General features: G+C 43.2%; 14 protein-coding genes. 13 read left to right on the top strand and 1 reads right to left on the bottom strand.

What is annotated here, in order from left to right; all coding sequences use genetic code 11:
* The first annotated feature begins 3 nt into the window (after nucleotides 1–3).
* The 6 genes from PMAL9190_RS13545 to dam all read left to right on the top strand — a co-directional run bounded on the left by PMAL9190_RS13545 (nucleotide 4) and on the right by dam (nucleotide 6,664).
* On the top strand, nucleotides 4–519 hold the full coding sequence (locus tag PMAL9190_RS13545; protein WP_087845653.1) for a pilus assembly protein PilP: 516 nt from the start codon (nucleotides 4–6) through the stop codon (nucleotides 517–519).
* 13 nt (nucleotides 520–532) lie between these two features.
* Entirely contained in the window at nucleotides 533–2,254 is a 1,722-nt protein-coding gene (locus PMAL9190_RS13540; RefSeq protein WP_087845652.1) for a type IV pilus secretin PilQ, read from the top strand.
* A 386-nt stretch (nucleotides 2,255–2,640) separates the two neighbouring features.
* Nucleotides 2,641–3,159: a shikimate kinase AroK gene (aroK, locus tag PMAL9190_RS13535; protein ID WP_036789489.1), complete on the top strand. Its 519-nt coding sequence runs from the start codon at nucleotides 2,641–2,643 to the stop codon at nucleotides 3,157–3,159.
* A gap of 23 nt (nucleotides 3,160–3,182) precedes the next feature.
* On the top strand, nucleotides 3,183–4,262 hold the full coding sequence (gene aroB, locus PMAL9190_RS13530) for a 3-dehydroquinate synthase (RefSeq protein ID WP_087845651.1): 1,080 nt from the start codon (nucleotides 3,183–3,185) through the stop codon (nucleotides 4,260–4,262).
* 23 nt (nucleotides 4,263–4,285) lie between these two features.
* The gene (locus tag PMAL9190_RS13525; protein WP_159458400.1) at nucleotides 4,286–5,713 is read left to right on the top strand and encodes an SPOR domain-containing protein; all 1,428 of its coding nucleotides are present in this window, start codon (nucleotides 4,286–4,288) and stop codon (nucleotides 5,711–5,713) included.
* Nucleotides 5,714–5,821: 108 nt separating this feature from the next.
* Complete coding sequence (gene dam, locus PMAL9190_RS13520; RefSeq protein WP_087845649.1) at nucleotides 5,822–6,664, top strand: adenine-specific DNA-methyltransferase; 843 nt, start codon at nucleotides 5,822–5,824, stop codon at nucleotides 6,662–6,664.
* Between the two features lie 9 nt (nucleotides 6,665–6,673).
* On the opposite strand, the gene PMAL9190_RS13515 is transcribed toward dam, so the two are convergent.
* On the bottom strand, nucleotides 6,674–6,871 hold the full coding sequence (locus PMAL9190_RS13515; RefSeq protein ID WP_087845648.1) for a DUF2970 domain-containing protein: 198 nt from the start codon (nucleotides 6,869–6,871) through the stop codon (nucleotides 6,674–6,676).
* A gap of 201 nt (nucleotides 6,872–7,072) precedes the next feature.
* On the opposite strand from PMAL9190_RS13515, the gene rpe reads away from it, so the two are divergent.
* The 7 genes from rpe to astD all read left to right on the top strand — a co-directional run bounded on the left by rpe (nucleotide 7,073) and on the right by astD (nucleotide 14,429).
* Nucleotides 7,073–7,747 (top strand): ribulose-phosphate 3-epimerase, encoded by a 675-nt coding sequence (rpe, locus tag PMAL9190_RS13510; RefSeq protein WP_060997826.1) that lies wholly within the window; start codon nucleotides 7,073–7,075, stop codon nucleotides 7,745–7,747.
* Nucleotides 7,747–8,445 (top strand): phosphoglycolate phosphatase, encoded by a 699-nt coding sequence (locus tag PMAL9190_RS13505; RefSeq protein WP_087845647.1) that lies wholly within the window; start codon nucleotides 7,747–7,749, stop codon nucleotides 8,443–8,445. The genes rpe and PMAL9190_RS13505 overlap by 1 nt, the downstream gene beginning before the upstream one ends.
* A gap of 103 nt (nucleotides 8,446–8,548) precedes the next feature.
* Nucleotides 8,549–9,568: a tryptophan--tRNA ligase gene (gene trpS / locus PMAL9190_RS13500; RefSeq protein ID WP_087845646.1), complete on the top strand. Its 1,020-nt coding sequence runs from the start codon at nucleotides 8,549–8,551 to the stop codon at nucleotides 9,566–9,568.
* Between the two features lie 102 nt (nucleotides 9,569–9,670).
* Entirely contained in the window at nucleotides 9,671–10,246 is a 576-nt protein-coding gene (locus PMAL9190_RS13495; RefSeq protein WP_060997829.1) for an aminodeoxychorismate/anthranilate synthase component II, read from the top strand.
* Nucleotides 10,247–10,605: 359 nt separating this feature from the next.
* Nucleotides 10,606–11,829, top strand: a complete 1,224-nt coding sequence (locus PMAL9190_RS13490) for an aspartate aminotransferase family protein (RefSeq protein ID WP_087845645.1) — start codon at nucleotides 10,606–10,608, stop codon at nucleotides 11,827–11,829.
* Nucleotides 11,830–11,942: 113 nt separating this feature from the next.
* Entirely contained in the window at nucleotides 11,943–12,959 is a 1,017-nt protein-coding gene (gene astA / locus PMAL9190_RS13485; protein ID WP_087845644.1) for an arginine N-succinyltransferase, read from the top strand.
* A gap of 12 nt (nucleotides 12,960–12,971) precedes the next feature.
* Nucleotides 12,972–14,429 (top strand): succinylglutamate-semialdehyde dehydrogenase, encoded by a 1,458-nt coding sequence (astD, locus tag PMAL9190_RS13480; protein ID WP_087845643.1) that lies wholly within the window; start codon nucleotides 12,972–12,974, stop codon nucleotides 14,427–14,429.
* The last annotated feature ends 4 nt before the right edge of the window (nucleotides 14,430–14,433 follow it).

Here is a 14,433-nt window from a genome sequence, read left to right as displayed (position 1 = left end):
GCGATGAGAACATTATTATGGCTGTTACCGTTAGGGATTGGGTTAATGGGGTGTCAGGCTAATACCGATTCAGTTGAGCAGTTTATAGCGACAACACACACGCATGCTAAAGCAAAAGTTAAGCCATTAGCTGATCCTTATATTTTTGTCGCTGAATCGTTTGTAATGACCAGTAAACGCGTGCCATTTTTAAGGCCACAGCCGGAAATATTGCTAGCTAAACAAGCCGATATTAGTTGTTGGCAGCCACAAACAGGTCATCAACCAACAGCATTAGAAACGTTTCCGTTAGAACAGTTAACCATGAAAGGAGCAATTGGCCATCAACGTCAATTATGGGGGTTGGTTTATACCCCAAAAGGTGAATTAGTCAGAATTAAGCCGGGACAGTTTATTGGGCTTAATCGCGGCAAAGTAATAAAAGTGAGTGATAAACTCATTGAAATAGAAGAAACATTACCCGATGGCAAAGGTTGTTGGCTAACCCGGCCTGCAAAGCTGGCTTTAGTTCAGCATTAATCAAGGATGAGTTATGAAAGGGAATACATGGGGGTTTAGTCGCCAGATTTTCGTCAGTGTATGGTTAATGTGCTGGGGGTTATTTACAATTACCAGTGTCACTGCAGCGCCAGCGAGTGGAATCACTAATCAGGTTCAAGATATTGAATTTCGACGTGATAGTAAGGGCCGAGGTGTGTTAAGCGTCAAATTAAAGCAGCCACAGTCGCTGGTTGATTTTCGTCGCCAAGGCAAACAGTTGCAATTGGATATCTTTGATACGCAATTGACCAATGAACAAATTCATACGCTTGATGTGGTTGATTTCGCGACCGTCGTTAATAGCATTGATACGAGTAATATTCCTCGTGGAGCACGGTTTGTATTTAATCTAACCGGTGGCTATGACTACGATTATCGTATTCGAGGCAATACCCTTGAAGTGACGTTAATTAAACGGGTACAACCTAAAGCAGCATCAACCGCAACGAAAGGTAATGTCTCTTACAAAGGCAAGCCAATTTCGATTAATTTTCAAGATATACCTGTGCGTAACGTTTTACAGCTTATTGCCGATTATAATGATTTCAACTTAGTGGTTGCAGATACAGTTAGCGGTAACGTTACACTGCGATTAGATAACGTGCCGTGGCCACAAGTACTGGATATTATTCTGCAAGCTAAAGGTTTAGATAAACGTGTCCGTGGTTCGGTGTTATTGGTCGCGCCCAAGGCTGAACTAGCAGCGAATGAGCATCAAGTAATGGAAACGGCACGCAAGCAACAAGAATTAGCCAGTCTACGTTCTGAATTAATTCAGATTAATTACGCCAAAGCGACGGATATTTCCGAGTTATTGAGTGGTTCAAGTGATGGGGTGGGAATGCTATCTGAGCGTGGTTCGTTACATGTCGATGAGCGAACTAACGCATTAATAATTAAAGATACACCCGAAAGTATCGCCAGTATCAAAGATATCGTATTAGCACTAGATATTCCGGTAAAGCAGGTCCAAATTGAAGCACGTATTGTCACCATTGATGAAGGTAATATTGATGAGCTTGGTGTTCGCTGGGGAGTATCAAGTATCGATGGCGATACCACTATCGGTGGCTCAATTGAAGGTAATCTTGGTAGCTCCGGTTTATTAGATGACACCACCGTTGATGATTTTCTTAATGTTAATTTAGGTGCGACTCAAGCTGGGGCAGCAAGTATTGCATTTCAAGTGGCAAAGTTAGGTAATGTGCTATTAGATCTTGAATTGTCAGCGTTGCAGTCAGAGCGTAAAGCAGAAATTATTTCTAGTCCGCGGCTGATGACGACCAACAAAAAGACGGCTTATATCGAACAAGGTACTGAGATTCCATATCTAGAGGCATCATCGAGTGGAGCTGTATCGGTTGATTTTAAAAAAGCCGTCCTCAGTTTGATGGTGACTCCGCAAATTACACCAGATAATAAATTAGTATTAGATTTAGAAGTGACCCAAGACAGCAAAGGGGAAGAAGTGCCAACTGGGGTCGGTACAGCAGTGGCGATTAAAACTCAGCGTATTGGTACTCAGGTGTTAGTCAATAATGGCGAAACAGTGGTATTGGGCGGTATTTATCAAAATCAAATTAACAACAGTATTCGTAAGGTGCCCGTTCTTGGTGATATTCCGGTGCTTGGTGCATTATTTAGGCATAAAATGGAAGAACTTGGAAAGCGTGAATTATTGATTTTTGTGACTCCAAAAATCGTGATGCAATAATTTTTTCACTTTCAGAACCGCCCTGCAGAGAATGGCTATAATCAGTGTTAAAGCTGGGCGGAAATAGATTAAAACCTTTTTATTTCCTATGGTTAAAGAAGGTTGTGGGTTGGGCGTTAAGCGTGTTGATGGGCCGTTAACAAGATATTTACGAGCTTAATACGATTGACCTTAGACCTTTGGTGAGCCATTATGGCAACCTCTGTGGGTAAGACAGGCTTAATAAAATATCGATTGATGTCGACTAGCTATTGCAAAATAGTAGTCAGTCCTGAGATAATTTTCTGTCTTATCACGAATTATATGTGAGGAACTTGGCGCCTCGGGCTTATTTTAATAGAGCCTGCGGGTGGTGTCGTTTTATTAACCGCGCGTAAATTGCTAAAATGGCTGAAAAACGAAATATTTTCTTGGTTGGCCCGATGGGTGCCGGCAAAAGCACAATTGGTAGACACCTAGCACAACAGTTGCATATGGAGTTCTTTGACTCAGATACTGTAATCGAAGAACGTACTGGCGCTGATATTAGTTGGGTGTTTGATGTTGAAGGTGAAGACGGCTTCCGTGTTCGCGAAGAAACAGTTATTGATGATCTAACCCAAGAACAAGGTATTGTTCTGGCAACGGGTGGCGGCTCTGTTATTAATAAAGAGAACCGTAATCGCCTGTCTGCTCGTGGTATCGTTGTTTATCTAGAGACGACTATTGAAAAGCAATTAGCTCGTACTCAACGTGATAAAAAACGCCCATTACTTCAAACTGACACTCCTCGTGAAGTTCTTGAAGAATTAGCAGCAGAGCGTAACCCATTGTATGAAGAGGTTGCTGACTACGTTGTTCGTACTGATGATCAAAGTGCGAAAGTAGTTGCTAACCAAATCATCAAGATGCTGGAAGAGCGTTAATTAATTAAAAAGAGAAGCTGACCATGGAACGGATCAATGTCAATTTAGATGACAGAAGCTACCCTATTTCAATTGGCGCCGAGTTGTTCGACAACTCGGCGTTGTTTGCATCTGCGATATCTGCAGGTAAACGAGTAGTTGTGGTCAGCAATGACACCATTGCCCCGTTATATGCGGATCAAGTAATGGCTACCATCAGTTCATTATCGTGCCAAGTGGCACTACTTTCTCTGCCTGATGGTGAACAATACAAAACCCTCGATACGTTTAATCACATCATGACATTTTTACTGGAAGGTAATTATGGCCGAGATGTGGTTTTAGTTGCTTTAGGTGGCGGCGTAATTGGTGATCTTGTTGGCTTTGCGGCGGCAAGTTACCAACGAGGGGTTGATTTTATTCAAGTGCCAACAACATTGTTAGCACAAGTTGATTCATCTGTTGGTGGAAAAACTGCGGTTAATCACCGTTTGGGTAAAAACATGATTGGTGCTTTTTATCAACCTAAAGCAGTGATTATTGATAATCATTGTTTGCAGACATTACCTCAACGTGAGTTAGCTGCAGGGTTGGCTGAAGTTATCAAGTACGGCATTATTGCCGATTATGATTTTTTTGTTTGGTTAGAAAATAACATTGAGCGCTTACATGCACTGGATAATGATGCGTTATGTTACGCCATTAGCCGTTGTTGTCAGATTAAAGCTGATGTTGTTGCTGCCGATGAAAAAGAGTCAGGTGTTAGGGCGTTACTCAATCTTGGCCATACTTTTGGTCACGCTATTGAGGCAGAGATGGGTTATGGTAACTGGCTGCATGGCGAAGCGGTGTCAGCAGGTACAGTTCTCGCAGCACATACTGCCGCAAAGCAAGGATTGATCAGTGATGCCGATGTGATGCGAATTATCACGTTACATCAGCGAGCAAATTTGCCCGTTGTTGCGCCTGACACTATGGTTTTTGACGATTTTATCAAGCACATGATGCGAGATAAAAAAGTATTGTCAGGTCAGCTACGCTTAGTATTACCGACAGCGATTGGTGCTGCTGAGGTTGTGGCTGATGTGCCTTTTGATGTGCTTCAGGATGTTATTGGCCGCTAAGTTGTAGCACATTGATGACCAGCATGACGAAAGCAAAAAATCTGGATCTGGAAAGTCAGATCCAGTTGCTGACTCGAGTTCGATTTATTACTCGGTTTGGCTCTCACCTTCTTCACCTTTCTGGTGCTCAAGGCTCAGGTAAAACTTGGCTTGCACACTCTTTCCTTGAACACTATGCCACTGACTGCCATCACGTTTTATTGATGTGTCAGCCTGGACAAACCGATACTCAGCATCGAACTCTATTACTGCAGCAATTTGTTAGCCATGCGATGTTTAACGAACATGATTCGTTATGTCAAAGTGCTGAGCATTTATTAGCTAATCAACCGCAGAAACTGATGGTGGTTATTGATGATGCACATTTATTGAGTGCCAATTTGATTGCTGAATTATGGGCATTATCCCTGTATGCAAAACAGCAGCCACAGCTACAGCTTAATATTGTATTATTTGCTAATCATAGTGAGTTAAACCAGACTTTAGCTCAGGTTAGCCATGGCTCTGGTATTATTCCGTTAGCGTTAGATATTGATGATTTTAGCCATCAAGAAGCGGTTTTATTTACCGAATTGTTAGTTGGTAATGATGACCTAACCACGGCTTGTCGACCAACACTAAAGCAGCGTTTGTTGACTGTTATTTCGCGGCCGGGTGCGCTGCATAATCTTCCTCACTCAGAAGGTGTGAATATGACCTCAAAGGCTTCTAAAAAACCATTGTTAGCGCTAGTGATAGTATTAGCGGTGATCGCTGTGGCGATTGCAGGATATGGTTTAATGACCATCAGTTCTCACACTAAAACGAAGACTCAAACTCCAACTGCCATACCCGCTGTGACTGCTACGGTAACATTTGATGATGCGCCATTACCGCCACAAGTGCATACTCAAGGTTTAACGGTTGGACGTAAAGAAGAAAATACTCATGAGCGGATTGTTATCTCAGAGCAACAAATTGATGCCATGATTGACGATCAAGCGCTGCAGGGGCATCCTATCGCGACAGAAGCGACAGAAGCGACCCCTGTCACCTCGACGGCGGTTGCTACTCCAACAGTCGCCGCAGCAGATGTAACAGATACCTCTGTACGACCTGCAACTGTAACCACACCATTAGCCTCAGTCTCTACACTTGATTGGTCGCTTAAATTAGCCGCTGATCAGCAAAAATTAGCGGCAGTAAAGCCAAGTCATTACGCATTACAACTTGCCGCAACTCAAAGCCTTGCCGCTGCTGCAGAATTTATTAGCACCCACAACATGACTGCTGCAATGATTTATCAGACTGAACGTAATCAACGGCCATGGTTTATCGTAGTGACAGGGAATTATGCGACAGCAGCTCAAGCCCGCACGGCAAAAAGTCAATTGCCGACCACATTGCAACAGCTAAAACCGTGGTTGAAACCTTATCGACATATTCAACAAGAAATGAATCGCTTAAAATAAAGCCATTAATCATAGTTATTTATCCTAATTGGTATCAGCATTGGGTGTAAATGAGGTACAATCCGCGACCTTTCGTGGCATTCTTGTAAGTGGTGGTGGGTCAGCTTAATGAAAAAGCATCGTGCATTCCTGAAATGGGCTGGAGGTAAGTACTCTCTGGTCGAGGATATTAAACGACACCTACCGCCTGCGCGTAAATTGGTAGAGCCCTTCGTGGGTGCTGGTTCAGTATTTTTAAACACTGATTATGAGCACTACTTATTAGCAGATATTAATCCTGATCTGATTAATTTATATAATATTATTAAGCAAGAGCCGGAGCGATACATTGAAGATGTACGCCGATTATTTACACCGGAATATAATACTAAAGCGGCCTATTTAAGCATTCGAGAAGAGTTTAATAACAGCACCGATCCTTATCAGCGTTCGATTTATTTTCTTTATTTAAATCGTCATGGTTTTAATGGTTTGTGCCGTTACAATAAAAAGGGCGGTTTTAATGTTCCCTTTGGTTCGTACAAAAAACCGTACTTTCCAGAAGCTGAGATGTATTACTTTTCGGAAAAAGCTAAACGTGCGACTTTTGTGTGTGAAGGTTATAGCCAGACATTTTCACGAGCCCGTAAAGGCAGTGTGATTTATTGTGATCCACCGTATGCGCCCTTATCGACCACGGCTAACTTTACCTCTTATTCAGGTAATGGTTTTAGTTTGGACGATCAAGCGACCTTGGCTGATGTGGCAGAGAAAGCCGCTACTGAGCGCGATATTCCGGTATTAATCTCTAATCATGATACGCCATTAACTCGGCGTTTATATACTGGCGCCGATTTATCCGTGGTGCGAGTTAAACGTACCATTAGTCGTAATGGTGGTGGTCGTAATAAAGTCGATGAATTGTTAGCTTTATTTAAAACAACGGCTGCAACCGATAGCGATAACCAATAGAGCGAATATTTAGATTGCTGTTGCCTGACGGGCAATAGCAATTACAATCACCACAAAACCGACAATAACTATCCCTCCAATAATGATAAATGGCCATGGACTTTGCTGGTTGAAGTCTTGACGACGCTGTTGTTGTGATTGCACTCCAAATAATGCCGCTAAAACACTTTTTATTATTTTCCATACTGCGTTAGTACGTGAGTGCATGCATTTTCTTCCTTTGTATATCTGCTGCAGTCTTTGTTGATTGTAGTTCCTCTATCGGTAGTCGAATTGATAATTATGGTTAACTGCAGCAATCAATAAATCCAGTAAGACAACACTTAGGGGATCGGGTAGACTGGCAGCAGTTTATAGGCTTGGTTGGTCGAGCTTGTTATTTTTATCGCTAGTGTAGAGAGGCTAAACATGAACGACTTTTTGATCGCTCCATCTATTTTGTCTGCTGATTTTGCCCGTTTAGGCGAAGATGTCGCAAATGTCTTGGCAGCAGGTGCTGATGTTATCCATTTTGATGTTATGGATAATCACTTTGTGCCAAACCTGTCGTTTGGTGCGCCGATCTGTAAAGCATTACGCGACTACGGTATTACTGCACCGATTGATGTGCATTTAATGGTAAAACCTGTCGATCGTATTATTCCTGATTTTGCTAAAGCGGGCGCCAGCATGATCACGTTTCATGTTGAAGCTACAGATCATATTGATCGCACTCTGCAATTAATTAAAGAACATGGCTGTAAAGCGGGTGTTGTATTTAATCCTGCAACACCATTACATCACCTTGATTATATTATGGATAAAGTTGATATGATTTTGATCATGTCAGTTAACCCAGGCTTTGGTGGTCAATCATTTATTCCAAGCACACTTGATAAACTACGCCAAGTACGTCAGCGTATTGATGCTTCAGGCCGTGATATTCGCTTAGAAGTTGATGGTGGTGTTAATGTTGACAATATTGCTGAAATTGCCGCAGCTGGTGCTGATATGTTTGTTGCCGGCTCTGCTATTTTTAATGAGCCAGATTATAAAGTCGCGATTGATAAGATGCGTGTACAGTTAGCTGAGGCTAAGCGTTAATGATTGCTAGCAATGTGATTGAGAATATCAAATTTATCGCGTTTGACTTAGACGGTACTTTACTTGATAGCGTCCCTGATTTAGCCGATGCTGCTGATTTGACCATGCGTCATCTTGGTCGTGAAGGGGTAACGGTTGAGCAAGTAACGACGTGGATTGGCAATGGCGCTGATATTTTGATTGGTCGCGCGTTAAGTCGTAGCATTGATGTCGATCCACAGTTAGATCCAGCGTTACATCGTCAAGCCCGTGAGTTGTTTGACCATTATTATGCAGCTGGTGGCCATCAAAAAAGTGCCTTGTATGCAAATGTAAAAACCACCTTAGCCAACTTACATCAAGCGGGTGTAGCGATGGCTATTGTGACCAATAAGCCATCACAATTTGTCCCTCATTTGCTAGAAGAGCACGGCTTGAGTGATTATTTTGTAGATGTCATTGGTGGCGATACCTTTCCATTAAAAAAACCTGATCCGTTTGCATTGCATTGGTTGATGGAAAAACATCATATTGCTGCAGCTGAACTGTTGATGGTCGGCGATTCGCGCAATGATATTTTGGCAGCTAAAGCAGCACATTGCCGTTCACTAGGACTGACTTATGGTTATAACTATGGTCAGCCAATCAGTGATAGTGGGCCTGATGTTGTTTGTGATCACTTCAAGCAACTACTTGATGTGGTTAAACTAGGCTGCTAGTACATTAAGGTGTACACTAAAAAACAACAATTGAGGTGCTGATAACGGTGTTATTAGTGCCTTTCGTCAATACAATTAAAGATATTAACAGGACAGCCTGATCATGAGTAAACCCATTGTATTAAGTGGCGTACAGCCTTCTGGTGAATTGAGTATCGGCAACTACCTTGGTGCGCTGCGTCAGTGGGAACAGATGCAGGATGATTATGATTGTCAGTATTGTGTGGTTGACTTACATGCCATTACGGTACGACAAGATCCTAAAGCGCTTCATGAAGCAACTTTAGACGCTTTATCTATCTGTTTAGCTGTGGGTGTAGATCCAAACAAAAGCACTTTGTTTGTACAGTCTCATGTACCAGAACATGCTCAGCTTGGTTGGTTATTAAATTGCTACACCCAAATGGGTGAGTTAAGTCGTATGACGCAATTTAAAGACAAATCAGCCCGTCATGCCAATGATGTTAACGCCGGTTTGTTTGGCTACCCAGTACTGATGGCGGCCGATATTCTATTGTATGGCGCCCATCAAGTGCCTGTCGGTAGCGATCAAAAGCAACATTTAGAATTAGCGCGTGATATCGCAACTCGCTTTAATAATCTTTACAGCACCCCTGAAAGCCCAATCTTTCAAGTACCAGAACCGTATATTCCAACGGTTGGTGCGCGAGTGATGAGCCTACAAGATGCGACTAAGAAAATGTCTAAGTCAGATGATAATCGCAAGAACGTGATTACACTATTAGAAGATCCTAAGTCGATTCTAAAGAAAATTAATAAAGCCCAAACCGACGCAGAAATGCCACCACGTATCGCCCATGATATTGAACAAAAAGCGGGTATTTCAAATCTAATGGGGTTGTATTCTGCTGCAACTGGCAAAACATTTGCTGAAATTGAAGCTCAGTATGCTGGTGTTGAAATGTACGGCCCATTTAAGAAAGATGTTGGTGAAGCGTTAGTGGCAATGCTAGAGCCAGTACAAGCTGAATATCATCGTATTCGTGGTGATCGTGCCTACCTTGATAGCGTGATGAAAGCCGGTGCAGAAAAAGCATCAGCCCGCGCTGCTGAAGTGTTGAAACAAGCGTATCATGCCGTAGGTTTTGTTGCGCGCCCATAAGCGTTAGTCATTACCATTCTAAAAAAGCAGGGCTTAGGCTCTGCTTTTTTATCGCCACTAATCGCTGTCGTTGACAGTGACCAATAAGAGCTTAGTTGTAGTATGTTGTTAATTATTGATAACTACGATTCATTTACTTACAACCTTTATCAATATTTCTGTGAATTAGGCGCAGATGTCGTTGTTATTCGTAATGATGAGATTGATATTGCGGCAATTGAAGCGTTAGCACCGACCCATTTAGTGATCTCTCCCGGTCCCTGTACGCCTAATGAGGCGGGTATCTCTTTGCAAGCGATTGAGTATTTTGCCGGTAAATTACCAATTCTTGGTGTTTGTCTTGGTCATCAATCATTAGCGCAAGTATTTGGTGGTGATGTGGTGCGGGCTCGACAAGTCATGCACGGTAAAACCTCTGCGATCACCCATACTGATTGTGGCGTATTTAAAGGGCTAAATAATCCGTTAACCGTTACTCGCTATCATTCATTGGTAGTGAAAGCGGCGACATTGCCTGAGTGTTTTGAGATCACTGCTTGGACAGAGTTAAACGGTGAAATCGATGAAATTATGGGGATCCGTCATAAAACCTTAGCCCTTGAAGGGGTGCAATTCCATCCTGAAAGTATTTTGACTGAGCAAGGTCATGCACTATTAGCTAACTTTCTGCAGCGTTAATTCCACTATTACTGCTATTTTTACGTACTTATTACGCTGGTGATAAGTACGTTACTGTTGTTGTTATCTTCGTTGTTGCTGTTTCAATATCTTATAAATGCTACAGATTTGCTGTTGTTAATCATTTAACCGTTATTGGTGATAGCGGAATTTTATGCGCTGAGGAATGATTGTTTCCTAGCGGGAACGGCTGCCTGTCATTGATGGTGGTTAATAATATTCCCTAAATACTGCATAACTATTTGTGGTGTATTGATTGGTTAACACCTTAGTTTGAATAAAAACTACTGTCTTTATTGGCAAAGGTTAATAAAATGTAAATACTAATAATAAGGTATAAAGCACAGAAGGATAGTGTGATGGCAACTGAAAATAAATTACAACGGTCGTTGTTTGATGAGGTGATGGTACCTTGTTATTCGCCAATGGATATTATACCTGTTCGTGGACAAGGCTCACGGCTGTGGGATCAACAGCAACGTGAGTATATTGATTTTGCAGGTGGCATTGCAGTCAGTTGTTTAGGACATTGTCATCCTAGAATGGTGGCAGCATTAACAGAACAAGCACAGCAGTTGTGGCATTTAAGTAATGTCATGACCAATGAGCCAGCATTGCGGCTAGCGGATAAACTGACTCAATTAACCTTTGCCGATAAAGTCTTCTTGGCTAACTCTGGCGCAGAAGCTAATGAAGCTGCATTGAAATTAGCCCGTCGCTATGCGGTTGATAATTTTAGTGCAGAGAAAGATCAAATTATTGCCTTCAACCATGGTTTTCATGGCCGAACCTTTTTTACGGTTACCGTTGGTGGCCAAAGCAGCTATTCCGATGGCTTTGGTCCTAAACCACAAGCCGTAACCCATATTCCTTACAATGATGTCGCTGCTATTGAGGCATTAATTGGTGATAAAACCTGTGCCGTTATGATGGAGCCACTGCAAGGAGAAGGCGGAGTGATTAGCCCAAGCCTTGAGTTTGTGCAGCGCGTACGTCAACTGTGTGATCAGCATCAGGCGTTATTAATTTTTGATGAAGTTCAAACTGGTAACGGCCGTACGGGAGATTTGTTTGCTTATCAAGGCTTAGGGGTGACACCTGATATTTTAACTACCGCTAAATCATTAGGTGGCGGCTTTCCGGTCGCGGCAATGTTAACTACCGCCTCTCTCGCCAGTCATCTAAAAGTCGGTACACATGGTTCGACTTATGGCGGTAATCCGCTAGCGTGTGCTGTTGCAGAAGCCGTGGTCGATGAAATCAGTCAACCGGCACTCTTAGCTGGTGTTAAGCAACGTGAAGTATGGTTCCGTGAAGCGCTACTGCAAATTAATAGCCGTTATCCTATTTTTAGCGAGATACGAGGTAAAGGGTTATTACTAGGGGCGGTATTAACGCGAGAGTGGCAAGGACGGGCGCGAGATATTTTAGTTGCTGCAGGTAATGAGGGACTAATGGTACTTGTTGCTGGTACTGATGTAGTGCGCTTTACGCCGTCGTTAGTGATTGATAAAAATGATATTGATGAAGGAATGCAACGCTTAGAAGCGGCGATTGCAACGTTATATAATTCTAATTGTTAGCTGTGATTAAATTGTAATTGCGGGGGGTTAGTTACCATCAATAGCCCCATTTTAACGCTGATTTCAAGCGAGGTAATGGCTGCCGTCATTGCCTATATTTAGGAGGGAATGCGATGCTCATTATTCGTCCTATTACTTGCGCTGATTACCCTGCACTGATGCAATGTGCAGAAGCCTCTGGCCATGGTTTTACATCATTACCCATTAATGAAGATTTACTCCGTGGCCGTATTCAACACTCTCAAGCCAGCTTTAATGCTCGTGTTACCTCGCCAGGACAAGAAAGCTATCTGTTAGTCGCTGTTGATAGCGACACTGATCAAGTCGTTGGTACAACCGCGATTGAAGCAACGGTTGGGCTCGATGTGCCTTTTTATAATTACCATTTAAGTACCGTGACTCATGCCTCGCGTCAGTTAGGGGTGCACAACATTGTTAAGGTGCTGACATTAGGTAACCAATATACCGGTGAGACTGAGCTATGTAGTTTGTTTCTATTACCTGAATGGCGTCACGGTCTTAACGGGCGGTTATTGTCTAAATCGCGGTTTTTATTGATGGCTGATCATCGGCAACGCTTTGCTGAGGTTGCTTTTGCAGAAATGCGTGGAGTGTCTGATGAGCAGGGGAATTCTCCGTTTTGGCAATGGTTGAAAGAGCATTTCTTTTCGATTGATTTTACTTATGCTGATTATCTGACAGGCATTGGCCGCAAAGGCTTTATTGCTGATCTAATGCCGAAATTACCGATTTATGTCAATTTACTCAGTAAAGAAGCACAAGCAGTGATTGGTCAAGTGCATGTGAATACACGTCCAGCATTACAACTACTGCAACAAGAAGGGTTTTGCTGCCGTGGTTATGTCGACATTTTTGATGCAGGCCCCAGTGTTGAATGTGATGTATGCAATATTGAAACCGTGCGTCATTCACAGCGATACCGAGTTGAAATAGGTCAACCCACCAGTGAGCGATGTTATTTGGTGTCTAATTGTCAGTTAGCAGGATTTCGTGCGGTTGCTGCACCGTTAGCAGTCAATGCGCAAGGGCAAGTGGTGATGACCACAGACGTTGCTGCAGCGCTTAATGTTGATACCGGTGATGAAGTGCGGTTAGTCGCGCAATCATAATAGGAGAGTCGCATGAGCTTATGGATCAATAATAAGTGGTTAGACGGTGCTGGTGAGCAATTTCAATCACGCAATCCTTATGATGGCAGTGTGGTTTGGCAAGGCCAGGCAGCAACGGCTGCACAAGTTGAAACCGCGGTTATTGCGGCCGAGGCAGCGTTTGTAACCTGGCGCAATACTCCCCTTAATCATCGAGTCCAGATCATCGAGCGTTTTGGACAATTAGTGCAACAGCATCAATTACAGCTAGCAGGTGTTATTGCTGCAGAAACAGGTAAGCCGTTATGGGAGAGTACCACTGAGGTTGCAGCCATGATTGCAAAAGTGGCATTGTCGCTTCAGGCTTATCATGAACGTACAGGTATTCGGCAACGTCAACAGGCGCAAACAACCATGGTGGTAAGACACCGTCCATTAGGGGTTATGGCAGTGTTTGGACCGTATAATTTTCCGGCCCATTTACCTAATGGTCATATTATACCAGCACTATTGGCCGGAAATACGGTGGTGTTTAAACCTTCGGAGTTGACACCCAACACCGCACAGTTGATGTGTCAATTGTGGCAGCAAGCAGGCATAAGCGCCGGTGTGATTAATTTAGTTCAGGGAGGGCGCTCGACAGGAGCTGCTTTGGCTGCCGCGAACGTGGATGGCGTTCTGTTTACCGGTAGCGCTCATACTGGGCATCTATTGCACCAGCAATTTGCAGGTCAGCCACAAAAAATGCTGGCATTAGAAATGGGCGGTAATAATCCACTGGTTATTGGCCAACAATATGGCGATCTTGATGCGGCTGTGTATACCATTATTCAGTCTGCTTTTTTAAGTGCCGGACAGCGTTGTACCTGTGCGAGGCGATTATATATTGCGGCAGGAAAAGCTGGTGATGAGCTATTAGCGCGTTTGGTAACCGTGAGCTCGCACTTGATAGTGGGGGATCCATTTGCCACGCCTGCCGTTTTTATGGGGCCATTGATATCTAATACCGCTGCCGATCAGCTGCTGGACAATCAGCAGCAATTAATCGCGGCTGGTGGCATAGCCTTGTTAGCAGCGACACGTGGCCAAGGTGCAATCGTTACTCCTGCGATTATTGAAGTCAGTGCCGTTAGTGAGCCTGCAGATGAAGAGTACTTTGGACCGTTATTGCAAGTCAGTCGTTATGATGACTTTAGTCAAGCAGTGGTCAGTGCAAATCAAACCCGTTATGGATTAGCTGCAGGATTAATATCAACAGATGAGCAGCAATGGCAGTATTTTATTGATCATATTAGAGCGGGAATTGTGAATCGAAATCGACCATTAACTGGCGCCAGTGGTGATGCGCCATTTGGTGGTCCAGGAGCATCTGGAAATCTACGCCCAAGTGCTTATTACGCAGCTGATTATTGTGCATACCCAATGGCATCTGTTGAAGATGTATCAGTACAATTGCCGTCTCAATTAGCGCCAGGTGTGAGCTTGAACTAAGATA

Origin of the sequence: Photobacterium malacitanum, from assembly GCF_900185615.1 — a bacterium.
In the GTDB taxonomy this organism is placed as follows: Bacteria; Pseudomonadota; Gammaproteobacteria; order Enterobacterales; family Vibrionaceae; genus Photobacterium; species Photobacterium malacitanum.
The sequence above is the reverse complement of the archived record's forward strand: the minus strand, read 5'-3'. Positions and strand labels throughout refer to the sequence as shown.